12 protein-coding genes are annotated in these 12,754 nt (G+C 38.6%); 7 read left to right on the top strand and 5 right to left on the bottom strand.

The window, feature by feature from the left end:
- Window positions 1-273: 273 nt before the first annotated feature.
- The 3 genes from AABJ51_RS06660 to AABJ51_RS06670 form a co-directional block, all read right to left on the bottom strand.
- Window positions 274-963 (bottom strand): hypothetical protein, encoded by a 690-nt coding sequence (locus AABJ51_RS06660; protein ID WP_338374879.1) that lies wholly within the window; start codon window positions 961-963, stop codon window positions 274-276.
- A gap of 21 nt (window positions 964-984) precedes the next feature.
- On the bottom strand, window positions 985-1,713 hold the full coding sequence (locus tag AABJ51_RS06665; protein ID WP_338374881.1) for a hypothetical protein: 729 nt from the start codon (window positions 1,711-1,713) through the stop codon (window positions 985-987).
- 115 nt (window positions 1,714-1,828) lie between these two features.
- Window positions 1,829-2,524, bottom strand: a complete 696-nt coding sequence (locus AABJ51_RS06670) for a hypothetical protein (RefSeq protein ID WP_338374884.1) — start codon at window positions 2,522-2,524, stop codon at window positions 1,829-1,831.
- Window positions 2,525-3,578: 1,054 nt separating this feature from the next.
- On the opposite strand from AABJ51_RS06670, the gene AABJ51_RS06675 reads away from it, so the two are divergent.
- Together AABJ51_RS06675 and dnaJ are read left to right on the top strand one after the other, a co-directional pair.
- Window positions 3,579-4,124: a nucleotide exchange factor GrpE gene (locus tag AABJ51_RS06675; protein ID WP_026627645.1), complete on the top strand. Its 546-nt coding sequence runs from the start codon at window positions 3,579-3,581 to the stop codon at window positions 4,122-4,124.
- Window positions 4,125-4,141: 17 nt separating this feature from the next.
- Window positions 4,142-5,281 carry a molecular chaperone DnaJ gene (gene dnaJ, locus AABJ51_RS06680; protein ID WP_026627646.1) on the top strand — a complete coding sequence of 380 codons (1,140 nt, stop codon included), beginning with the start codon at window positions 4,142-4,144 and terminating at the stop codon, window positions 5,279-5,281.
- Between the two features lie 88 nt (window positions 5,282-5,369).
- Here dnaJ and AABJ51_RS06685 read toward each other — a convergent pair whose 3' ends face one another.
- Window positions 5,370-5,735, bottom strand: a complete 366-nt coding sequence (locus AABJ51_RS06685; RefSeq protein WP_026627647.1) for a peptidase associated/transthyretin-like domain-containing protein — start codon at window positions 5,733-5,735, stop codon at window positions 5,370-5,372.
- 38 nt (window positions 5,736-5,773) lie between these two features.
- Window positions 5,774-7,681 (bottom strand): vWA domain-containing protein, encoded by a 1,908-nt coding sequence (locus AABJ51_RS06690; RefSeq protein WP_434781398.1) that lies wholly within the window; start codon window positions 7,679-7,681, stop codon window positions 5,774-5,776.
- A 282-nt stretch (window positions 7,682-7,963) separates the two neighbouring features.
- Between AABJ51_RS06690 and AABJ51_RS06695 the strand changes: the two genes are divergently transcribed.
- From AABJ51_RS06695 to AABJ51_RS06715, 5 genes are all read left to right on the top strand, one after another.
- Window positions 7,964-8,554 carry an RNA polymerase sigma factor gene (locus AABJ51_RS06695; protein WP_134435507.1) on the top strand — a complete coding sequence of 197 codons (591 nt, stop codon included), beginning with the start codon at window positions 7,964-7,966 and terminating at the stop codon, window positions 8,552-8,554.
- A complete protein-coding gene (locus AABJ51_RS06700) occupies window positions 8,541-9,911 on the top strand; it encodes an energy transducer TonB (protein WP_338374889.1) in 1,371 nt (456 codons plus the stop codon). The genes AABJ51_RS06695 and AABJ51_RS06700 overlap by 14 nt, the downstream gene beginning before the upstream one ends.
- Before the next feature lie 68 nt (window positions 9,912-9,979).
- A complete protein-coding gene (gene porQ / locus AABJ51_RS06705; RefSeq protein WP_338374892.1) occupies window positions 9,980-10,984 on the top strand; it encodes a type IX secretion system protein PorQ in 1,005 nt (334 codons plus the stop codon).
- A gap of 183 nt (window positions 10,985-11,167) precedes the next feature.
- Window positions 11,168-11,860 (top strand): (d)CMP kinase, encoded by a 693-nt coding sequence (gene cmk, locus AABJ51_RS06710; protein WP_338374894.1) that lies wholly within the window; start codon window positions 11,168-11,170, stop codon window positions 11,858-11,860.
- Window positions 11,857-12,741 (top strand): 4-hydroxy-3-methylbut-2-enyl diphosphate reductase, encoded by an 885-nt coding sequence (locus AABJ51_RS06715; RefSeq protein ID WP_026627653.1) that lies wholly within the window; start codon window positions 11,857-11,859, stop codon window positions 12,739-12,741. Before cmk ends, AABJ51_RS06715 begins: the two co-directional genes overlap by 4 nt.
- Window positions 12,742-12,754 lie beyond the last annotated feature (13 nt).

Consider the following 12,754-nt stretch of genomic DNA (forward strand, 5'->3'; position numbering starts at 1 on the left):
TGTTAAAATCCAGCCAAGTATTAAAGTTTTTATGTGTGAAATAATTTGGCATTTGCCGATAGTTAAATAATTGTTTATAACGGCAAATATAAATGAACTATTTTATTAAACCAAGTGAGAATTAGTTTTAATTTTCATTTTCCGAACCGTTAAGAATGAAATAATAAGATATAAACTAGTGAACAAACAGGGAATTAACCTTTTTACGAAGGTAATTCCCTATTATATAAAAATGACCAGCTAATCTTTCATTAAAGAACTATATTTCAATAATTAGTCTATAGGTAGAGCCCATAAAGTCCCCCCCGCGGCATAGGTCGCAGTTCCAGACCTCGTGGTTGCCCAGATATAATAAGTTGCTGTTGCCGCCTGATTGACAAAATAAATTGCGGTAACCGAAACCGGTGTGCGTGCAGAACTCATTGCCCGGCGATTTGCTGCATCGGTTAGAGAATAACTTACATTTGAAGTGCAAAAATCCCAGTATATATTATTACTAGCGGTACATGTCACCTGAAACATAACCTGCCATGCTCCCTTAGGTATAGTAATGGATATACCACTGTAAGAGGGAGAGGTAGTGAACGTCTTTCCTGAAAGCAGGGTATTTATATTATTCACTTCTACCACATCCAATTTAGGGCGATCACTCCACTGAGCATTGCCCAAAGCATCCGAGACTAATACCCTATCCGCCGCCTGATTATTATCTCTCAGCCGGAAAGTACCTCTGATGTCTAACTTCTCGGAAGGAACGATAGTTCCAATACCTACATTGCCAGCCGCAGTCACCACTACATCGTCATCTGTACCACTGGTGCCTGTTGAATTAGTATTCCGTTTCGGATCAACATGGAATAATGCTAACGGGCTGTCGGTCTGTATACCAATCTGTGAATAAGCTTCATTAATAAAAACAAATAAGGCTAGACAGACACTTACAAAAAATATTTTTTTTCTCATTTTCAGAATACTTTAATTGGGTTAAAATACAGGGATTGCCCACATGCGAGCTCCACTATTATAGGTAAATGTCAGATTTGCAGCTAAACCTCCTCCTCCTCCGGCAAAACCAATTATATAATAAGTGGTAGCAGTAGTAGGTGATACCGGATACGAAGCATAGGTAGGAGATAATCCGTTTGTTGGAGCAAAATAACTCAACACACGCCCAACTCTATTAGCTAGAACCCAATTGGATGTTGTAGACAAGTCCCACCATACAGTATAGTTTGATGAGCTATTGTTATTATACACACAATAAAAGTAGATCATCCAACTACCGGCCGGTAAGGTAATCCGAGCTCCTGTATAAGTCCAATTTGAAGCATTTACGATATTGTTATCTCCCGATCTTATACTCGAAAGGGTAGCAGGAACAGTCCCTATAACACGAGAGGTATATGTTTGTCTTTTCCATGATCCTACTCCATTGTCATCACTGGTCAAAACATAACGATCATATTCTGTTCCATCCGCTATACGAAGGTTACCCACAACATCTAAACTAGCTGTCGGACTAACGGTTCCAATGCCAACACGCCCGTCGGAGCTGATAATAAAATCATCCGATCCGTTTGTCGCCCCTGAGGTATCCCCCTTAGGGTCAACGTGAAATACACCCAGAGGTGATTGGCTATTGATACCAACCTGCGATTTTAATGCAAATACATTTACCAATAATATTAATATGATAAAATAATAGAATTTCATTTCTTTATATTTTTTAAGATCTCCGACCTATTTATTTTTTTAGACAGATAAACATTCCTTAGTTTTCCTTTGAGACAAATACATCTGGCAGGAAAAGGCTTGAACTGCCTATTATTTAAGATAAAGGGATTGCATAAAGACGCCCCTCTCCAGTATAAGCTATTGTAGTAGAAGCAACAGCCAACCCTGCCCAGAAGTAATAATTTTGAGATATCGTATTAGTAACTAAAAAATAACACGAAACCGATGTATGATAACCAGTCAGTGCTGATCCCGAATAAGCTGTACTCTTTTGATTATTCTGATAGGGCACCAATGATGACGAACTAGTCGAAAGACGCCAGATAATATAATTTGCCAGACTAGAATCCCTGTATGTGCATGTAAAAGCAATCATCCAAGTACCGGCCGGCAACGAAATATATGTACCTGTGTATCTAGCTGCAGTAGTGGTAAGATTTGGAAAGCTGACAACACCATATACAAAATCTTTCATTTGCATTGTTTTTTTCCATGAACCATTACCATTGGCATCGCTGGTCAGGAAATAGCCATCAGATTGCGAACCATCCACTAATCTGAACTTCCCTCTCAGGTCCAGAGTTTTTCCCGGAGATACTGTACCTATTCCTACCTGTCCGTTAGATTTTACGATAACATCATCATCGGTACCGCTAGAACCGATTGCGTCAGTATTGCCTTTCGCATCAATATGAAATGCCCCTAACGGATTTTGAGTATTAATACCAACTTGCGCATGGATAATCCCGAAAGAGAATATCCCCATTATCAAAAGAAATTTCTTTTTCATTATTTGTTTGAATGTTGCGGTCATAGACCTTGTTGTTTATATTCAGAGTTGTTAGGGTCACAGCCCCATTTGTTGTACATGTTGCAGGAGCGTATTGGATACGCCTGTCTATAAATATGTTGTAATCATAAAAGTTGGACATACGCAATATCCCCCTACGATTATCTTTTATGTTTAAATGATTATTGAAAACTATTGACTGCAGACTATTAACTGAAAAAAACAGCAAAGTGCATTCGCTGCACTTTACTGCATAACAAAACCGGCCGGCGGACTGGTATAATCTCAGAGCAGATCCAGAACGACAACAAAACAACAACAAGACTGCCTTATACAGTTCGTCCTGCCGATTTACTAAAAAAATATTATATATTATCCGAGGTATATATACAAAAAAAGTTATCACGTCATTTTGACGCAATGCTATTTTTTTTATATTAAAAATTTGCTTAGTTACGCATGGACAGCGTCTCTCTCTCTCTCTCTCTCTCTCTCTCTCTCTAATATTTCACACGACACAGCCAAATCCGAATTGTTAAAAATCCGACTAGCAGTGAAGTTTTTATATGTGAAAAAGTTAGACATTAACTAATAGTTAAGAGATTGATTACAACGGCAAATATAACATTATTTTTTTAGAAGCAAAAAATAAGGATCTTTCTAGATTTTATCTATATAGGAAATACATTTAAATTATGGCAAAAGCAAGAATAAATAAAAATATGCAGCCACAGAGACGAAGCCTGTCCTGATGATTTCGATCGGGCATTCGAGAAGTAAAAAAGGTTACTAATAAAAAAGTACATAAATAGTGTAACGTTTGTTACCTTTTGAAATTAAAAATCTCATTTTCATCCCTACAGAATCATAAAAAAACAGCAAAGAATTAATTTGAAAAACCTTTAATGAAAATATTCGGTAAAAATCAGACAGGATCTTAAGTTTGGCAAAGAATTTGTAGCATGTATAACAAATAATATTGAATAACAGCGACTATTTGTACTATATCTTGAGTTAATCACCTATATTACAAACAGCTAAAAATATATTAAACATGGAAGAAAAAGATCTGGAAAAAGATTTTCAATCGAAAGAAGAAACAATAAATACGGATAATCTGACAGACGATCTCAACGAAGATTCATCTGCAAATAACGATAGTGCCAATATGGCGGATGATCTTGAACTGAAATTCAATGATCTGAACGATTCTTACTTACGCCTGCATGCCGAATTCGACAACTACCGTAAACGTACGATGAAAGAAAAAGCCGATTTACTGAAAAGCGGCAATGAAAAAGCAATCGTAGGAGTACTACCTATTGTGGACGACTTCGAAAGAGCATTACCGAATATACCTGAAGATATAAGAGAAGGTGTTGAACTTATCTACAATAAATTCAAATCGTATCTTGCTCAAAACGGAGTAAAGGAAATAGATGCTATAGGTGAACCTTTTGATACTGAACGCCACGAAGCTATCACTACAATTCCTGCCCAAAGCGAAGATCAAAAAGATAAAGTAGTAGATTGTATCCAAAAAGGATACAGCCTTAATGACAAAGTGATACGGTTTGCTAAAGTAATCGTAGCGAAATAAGAAAGAAAGATAAAACAATGGCCAGCAAAAGAGACTATTACGAGGTACTGGAAATAACAAGATCAGCCACCGTAGAAGAGATAAAAAAAGCGTATAAGAAAAAAGCAATTCAATATCACCCCGATAAAAATCCGGGAGACCCGACTGCTGAAGAGAAATTCAAAGAAGCTGCCGAGGCTTATGAAGTATTGAGTGACGAGCAAAAGAAAGCTAAATACGACCGTTACGGACACGATGCTCCCGGAGGATTCGGAGGTCATTCGGGCGGAGGATTTTCGATGGATGATATTTTCTCTCAATTCGGAGACATCTTTGGTGGTGGTTTTGGAGGATTCGGTGGTTTCGGCGGCGGTGGTGGACGTCGTGTCAACCGAGGCTCAGATCTTCGTGTAAAAGTTAAATTATCTCTGAAAGAAATTGCGACCGGCGTAGAGAAAAAAATCAAGGTAAAGAAATACATATCCTGCCAACACTGCAAAGGAACAGGAGCCGAAAACGGAACTGCATACACAACCTGTTCAACATGTAACGGATCTGGTACACAAACACGGGTTGTAGATACGATGCTGGGACGAATGCAGACACAAACAACCTGTTCGGCTTGTAACGGCGAAGGAAAAACAATAACTAAAAAATGTCCTCATTGCTCGGGTGAAGGTATTATCCGCGACGAAGAAGTGATTACTTTAAATATTCCTGCCGGAGTTGCCGAAGGAATGCAGCTTTCAATGAGCGGAAAAGGAAATGCTCCACGACATGGAGGTGTCAATGGAGACTTGCTTATATTGGTAGAAGAAGAACCGCATCCCGAATTATTCAGAGATGACAACGATGTTGTTTACAATCTACTGTTGAGTGTTACCACTGCAGCGATAGGCGGCAGCGTAGAAGTACCAACGATAGACGGCAAGGCAAAAGTAAAAATAGAACCGGGAACCCAACCGGGTAAGGTATTACGTCTAAAAAACAAAGGATTGCCAAGTGTACACCGTTATGGAACAGGTGATCTTTTGATCAACATCAGCGTATATATCCCTGAAAAATTGAGCGATACTGAGAAACAAACTCTCAGCGGACTTGAAAACTCACCGAATTTCCAGCCATCACCGTCTGTTAAAGAAAAAATATTCAGTCATTTCAGAAAAATGTTTGACTAATATTAAGATAGTTCTTTAATGATTGCAATAAAAGAAACGTGCCGATTTTTAATAAAATCGGCACGTTTCTTTTAGGATAAAAAAAGAGTCATTCTTTTTCAGAGAATCCGTCTTTTGTTTTATTTATAAAAGTAGAATCCACAATCTCCATCTTTACGGTTTGAGCATCCGAGGCAACCAAAGTTACCGAACGATAACCGTCACGTTTGAAAATAAGTTCGTTTGTCGGCTTAGCTAATATCATATATTCTCCGGCACTATTGGTAATGGTCACCGGATTATTGCCGGCAATACCAATATGCACATTCGATACAGGCTTGTTATCAACAGCACTCAGCACCACTCCTTTCATTAATTTTTCGGTATTCCCATCCTTCTTTGCTCCTTTATGATCGTATAAGAAGAAAGAGATAACACACAATACTAATAAAAATATACCAAGTTTAGCTTTCATTATTTTCTACTTTTAAGGAGTTAAGGTCTAATTCAATCTCAATTCATGTTTTTAACGGCCTCTGCAAGACGTACAAATTCGGCTTTGTATCCGTCCTTATCATTACTGATACCCGAACGAGCCAGATCAATCGCCTTCTGATAAGTAGCACTGCCCTTAAAATCCGAACCTTTCAGTAGTTGTCCGAACATTGCTACAGCCGAAGCAAAACGCATGTCCGAAGATACTTCATTTTTTCCATTATCAACAACCGGCAGCTCCATTTTTACACTTTTATCACCATCGGGCTGCTTATACCTCAGCTTTACGGTCAATAATTCGGGGGAATCAGTCAAACCCATATTTGATATCGGTTTAGCCGGAGCCTGATATTTCAAATCATCCACTTTTCCATACATATTAGATTTAACTCCAACAGGAATAATTTCATACAAAGCGGTAACAGTATGTCCGCCCCCCATTTCACCAGCATCTTTGGTATCATCATTAAAATCTTCTTTCGCCAATAAACGGCTTTCATACCCTACCAATCGATAAGCCTGTACATTAGCTGGATTAAATTCGAGCTGAAGCTTCACATCTTTAGCAATTGTATATAATGTACCGCTAAACTCCTGAACCAATACACGGTTGGCTTCCTGAATATTATCAATATAAAAAGCATTACCATTTCCCTTTTCGGCTAAAACCTGCATACGGTTACTCTTATAGTTGCCCATGCCATATCCTAATACCGAAAGAAATACACCCGACTGACGCTTCTGTTCGATCATTTCCTCTAAAGCCTGAGGGCTTGATGCTCCGACATTAAAATCACCATCTGAACAAAGGATAATGCGGTTATTGCCACCTTTTATAAAATTCTTCTCTGCTATTTCATATGCTTTCTGAATACCTCCGGCTCCGTTTGTTGAGCCATAAGCACTCAAGGCATCAATTGCATTCTTTATAGTCTGTTTATCACTTCCCGGAGTCGAAGCCAGCTTCTCACCTACCTCACTGGCGTATACAACTATCGCCACACGATCGTTATCCCTTAGTGTATTTACCAACATTTTCATAGATGACTTCACCAATTCGAGACGAGTTGCTCCCGACATTGAACCTGATACATCAATAAGAAAAACCAGATTACTGGAAGGTAAGTCTTCTTTTGCGATCTCTTTTGCTTTCACACCGATACGTACCAGCCGATTCTGGGAATCCCACGGACACTCTCCCACTTCGGTAGTCACTTTAACCGGATCAGCCTTGGTTGGTTCATCGTAGTTATATTTGAAATAATTGATAAACTCCTCGATACGTATCGCATCTTTCGAAGGTTTCTTCCCTTGATTTATAAAACGGCGGAAATTAGTATATGATTCTGTATCAACATCTATCGAAAAAGTAGATAATGCTTCTGATAAAGGTGAAATAAAACGGTTTTCTTTATACACCCCATACTCTTCGCTCCCATAAGCTATAGGCGTTACATATGCCCTGTCAGCCTGTGTAACCTGAATTCCCGGAATCATCTCTGCCATATAATATCCTGCAGACGGAGATGCTGCCCTCATCGGCGGCGGTGCATTTTTACTTTTTTCGTTTTTCGTTTTTTTACCAGAAACACTAGAGACTGATCCGGTCACCATGCTCCTTTGCTGAACACCATATCCGACAACCACACATTCATCCAATAAAGCTACAGACTCTTCCAGAACTACATTGATTATTGTTTTAGAACCGACTTTTATTTCTTTAGGATTAAATCCGATGAAAGAAAATACAAGTGTACTTTGCTGCGGTGCATCTATAGCATATTTTCCATCGATATCAGTTACCACACCTCTGCTTGTACCTTTTATTACAACAGACACTCCGATAAGTGGATCTCCCGCCTGATCCTTCACTTCTCCTGTGATACGCACATTTTGAGCGGAAACTGCCGATATACACATCAGCATAAAAGCAAATAAAATGTTGATTTTTGTTCTCATGTTGTTTCTTTTTTTAGGCCTCAGACCTTTTTTATTACTCTGGTAGATATAACAGCTAAAGCATATTACAAACTAAAAATGTATTATTAAATACGGGCTGTTACATATTACCCTTTATTTGATTGTTTGTGCTTATATAGATAATATATCGATCGAAATTCCATAAACAATAGATAAAAATTTGGAAGTATTGCAATCTTTTGTAAAATCATGTAGCTTTGCCAAAATAAAAACAGAATAAACCGTATATTGAGATTTTTCAAATTAAATAAGGAGAAGACAACCGAATATACAGACGAAGAACTCTTGAGTCAGTATAGAGAAACGGGCGATACCGAACTTTTCGGTAAGCTCTACAACAGGTATATTCCTCTGATATATGGTCTTTGTCTGAAATACCTGCAAGATGAAGATAAGTCTCAGGATGCTGTTATGGAAATATTCGAAAATCTTCTGCCTAAAATATGCGGATACGAAATAAAAGTGTTCAAAACATGGATATACAGTGTAGCTAAAAACCACTGTTTTCATCAGTTAAAAGAAAATAAACGTGAAATTACGGTAGATTTTGACTCGAACCTTATGGAATCAGACAGTGTTATGACTCTATTAGGTGAAGAGGTTGATAACGAGCAAGAAGAGGCTCTGAACTATTGTATGGCTAAGTTATCGGAACCTCAACGTATATCGGTAACCAAATTCTTCTATGAAGATATGTCGTATGCCGACATAGTTGAAGTGACCGGATATGATATGAAAAATGTAAAAAGTTATATCCAGAATGGTAAGCGGAATTTAAAAATATGTATCGAAAGCAGATTAAACAATGAAGTTTCTTAATTACATACATGGCAACAGAAAAGGAAAAGAAGCCCACCGTATCGAAAAAGATGCGATGGAGGATCCTTTTTTGGCTGATGCAATAGAAGGATATGATTCCATTCCCGGAAATCATGCCGAACGTATTGCTCGTATGCGATCTGCAATAACTGTACGTTCTGCTCGAAAAAAACCGCATGGAGTATGGAAAGTCGCTATAGCAGCTGTAGGATTAATAGTTATTGCCAGCGGATACTTCATTCTGATGAATCATCAGTCATCTATGCTTACAGCTCATGAGTCGGGCGGCGGATATATAGACCTGTATGTTCCGGAAGACTACGTAGAACAAAAACGATTAGAATTAACGGCCATTCAGGAAGAAAACCCGAAAAAAGAGGTCATAGCCACATCGATTGCCAATATCAGTAATCTGCACGAAATTATAGCTCCGGTAGAACCTCTAAGAGTATATCTGCCCGACAGTTATGCTCAACTGCACCAAAGAGAAGAAAGGGAACTGTCTGCTAAAAGAGAAACCCTCTCCCGATCCGAACGCGAAGAAATAGTATCGGCGGATGCTCCAATGCTTGCCGAACAATACGAAGCAAGCGTCAATACCGATAAATCGGTACTAGCTGATTCAAATCAAAATAAAGATCCGGAGGAAAGCATCGGCAATATGGAGATCTATTTATCTCAAACTGCCAATGGAGTGATGACAACCCGATCGGTAGCTTCTAAAAGGATGGCAGCACCATTGCCTGTTTCTAAAAAAACAATAGCTTTAAGTGGAAAAATAGTTGACAGTAACAACGAACCCATTATTGGGGCAACTGTTGTGCAGAAAGGAACAAATAAAGGAACTGTTACAGACATTGATGGAAATTACAAATTGAATACCGATTCGGAAGATGCTCCTCTGACTGCATATCTGATAGGATTCGAAAAATTAGAAATTCCCGATCCTAAGGATGCCAAGATCGTAGTTATGAAAGAGGAAACGGGCATGCTCGACGAAGTAGTAGTCACAGGATACGGAACTCAGAAAAAAAGCATGGTGACCGGCTCAGTTTCCGAGGTAAAGAGCTTATCAAAAAATAAAGTTGCTGAAATAAAGCCAGAACCGATAGGCGGGATGAAAGAGTACAAGAAATATATCGAACAAAATTTAGTCCTCCCGTCTGACCCTTCATGCCAAAAGATAAAAGGTAAAGTAGTTCTGCAATTTTCGGTTAACACCAGTGGACATCCCCAAAATATAACTGTAAAGAAAAGTCTTTGTCCATCACTTGATCAGGAAGCTATCCGCCTCTTGAAAGATGGTCCAAAGTGGAAAGCCGGCAATACTACAGCCGAAATAGAAGTAAAGTTCTGATAAAGTTCCAGATTATATTATCTTTGCAAGGCTAATATTAAACAGTACATTCTGTTTAGAATACATTCATGAAAAGAATAAAGACGTATATAACAGCTTTCATATGTATAGCCTCTGTATCTGTAGTAAATGCTCAGGATGGGGAAAAAGTATTCCGTTTTCTGGACTTACCGAACTCAGTCAGGTCTGATGCTTTGGGCGGAACCAATGTGTCGGCTATAGAAAACGACATCTCACTTATTTTTCAGAATCCGGCGGCATTGGGTAAAGAAATGGATATGAATGCCAACGTCAACTTCATGTCGTACATTGCAGATGTAAAAGTCGGAAGTGCCATCTTTGGAAAATCCATACGGAATGCAAATTCTTTTGCAGTCGGAGTCAACTATATCGATTATGGTAATTTTAAAGAAACAAATGAGAACAATGAAGAGCTCGGAAGTTTCGGAGCTAAAGACATTGTGGTAAACGGAATATACAGCCATATGCTGACCAACAGGCTGCGGGGAGGGGTAACAGGTAAGTTTATATCATCATCTTACGCAGATTATTCATCTACAGCGATAGGCTTTGATGTCGGATTAAGCTATTACAACGAAGACCGTGAGTTTTCAGCCGGTCTGGTTTTGAAAAATATAGGTAGCCAGTTATCATCATACAACGACAAACGGGTAAGCCTGCCCTGGGACATAAATATAGGCATCAGCAAACAATTGAGAAATGCTCCGATACGATTTTCGATTACAGGAGTATATCTCACACAATGGAAATTTTCGAGAGTCGATGAAGCCAACGGAATAGACAGCAGTGGCGATAGTTTTACCAAAACGTTATTCAAGCACGCAATATTCGGAATAGACATTATCCCGTCTCAAAATTTCTGGATAGGTATCGGATTCAATCCCAAAGTCCATTATGACCTGAAATTACAGGAAGGAAACAAATTCGGAGGATTAAATGCCGGAGCCGGAATCAAAATACAAAAATTCAGTGTCGGGTTTTCTCTGGCTAAATACCATCCTTCGGCAACCTCATTCCATTTCAGTTTAGGCATGGATATCTCTAAGTTTTAGTATCATTTATCATGCTGATTATAACAAATATTTATCACTCATAGATTAATCACTATATATCAGCTTACAGATAGCTAAATCACCAAAAACAAGCAACATCTTATTATAATTAAGCAATACAAAAGGTCAGAGACCTGAATTAACGAACATTTTATATACACTATTGTTGTAAATATAACTCGAATGAAAAAGATTACAATTGCAATTGACGGATTCTCTTCGTGTGGTAAAAGTACAATGGCCAAAGATCTGGCCCGTAAAATCGGATACATTTACATAGACAGCGGAGCTATGTACAGAGCCGTTACTTTATACTGCATACAAAATAATTTATTTAAAGGAGATGATCTTGATCTTGTGAAACTTGAAGAAGCTATCCGGAATATAAAAATATATTTCAGACTGAACGAAACAACTTCTTTACCCGAAGTATATCTGAACGGTATAAATGTCGAAAAGGAAATCAGGACAATGGAAGTTGCGAGCAAAGTTAGCTTGGTCAGTGCTGTTGGTTTTGTCCGCAAAGAGATGGTACATTTACAACAACAAATGGGTGCTGAAAAAGGAATTGTAATGGATGGCAGGGATATAGGCACAGTGGTGTTTCGGGATGCCGAGTTGAAAATATTCGTAACAGCCGATCCTCAGATCAGAGCCCAAAGGCGTCTGGATGAACTACGGTCTAAAAACGATTTCGACACAACATTCGAGGAAGTATTAGAAAATATAAAGCAACGCGACTATATAGACCAAAACAGAGACGAGAGCCCTCTGAGGCAAGCCGAAGACGCTTTGGTTCTTGACAATTCGCAGCTTACAAAAGAGCAGCAAATGCAATGGCTGCTCGATAAATTCAATTATTTAACTTCACAATGAACACAGTTGAAATAGATTCAAAATCAGGGTTTTGCTTTGGAGTGGTAAATGCCATCAAAAAAGCGGAAGAAGAATTGGCTAAAGGTGGAGTCTTATATTGCCTGGGAGATATTGTTCACAATAATCTAGAGGTAGAAAGACTTGCCAGACTAGGGCTTCGGACTATAAATCATGAAGAATTCGGTCAATTAAAGAATGTAAAGGTATTGCTTCGTGCACACGGCGAACCGCCCAGCACATACGAAACTGCGAAACGCAATAACATAGAGATTATAGATGCATCGTGCCCTGTAGTATTACGCTTGCAACGACGCATCAAAGACAAACATAATAACGAAGTGGAAAATGATACACAGATCGTTATTTATGGAGAAATCGGACATGCCGAGGTAAACGGACTTATGGGTCAGACGGATTCTAACGCCATTGTTATTGAAAATAAAGCAGATCTCGAAAAACTAGATTTCACAAAGAATATCTGCCTGTTTTCGCAAACGACAAAGCCTCTTGACGGCTTCAGAGAAGTTATTGACATAATATCAGCCCGAATCAGCCCCGACGCTCAATTCGAGTATTTCGATACCATTTGCAGACAGGTTTCGAACAGAATTCCTAACATAAAGGATTTTGCAACTAAACACGATCTGATTCTTTTCGTAGCCGGTAAAAAAAGTTCAAACGGAAAAGTGCTTTTTTCAGAATGTAAAAAGTACAATTCTAACTCTTATTTTGTATCTTCACCCGACGAAATCGATCCTGATGTAATTAAGGAGGGTCTTTCGATAGGAGTATGCGGTGCAACATCAACCCCGAAATGGCAAATGGAGGAGGTAGAAAAGAAAGTCGCCGAAATTTCGTCTCTGAAGGTGAAATCTGTATAACAAAATAAGTTGA

Source organism: Indolivaga capnocytophagoides (assembly GCF_036511535.1).
Taxonomy (GTDB): domain Bacteria; phylum Bacteroidota; class Bacteroidia; order Bacteroidales; family Dysgonomonadaceae; genus Dysgonomonas_A; species Dysgonomonas_A capnocytophagoides.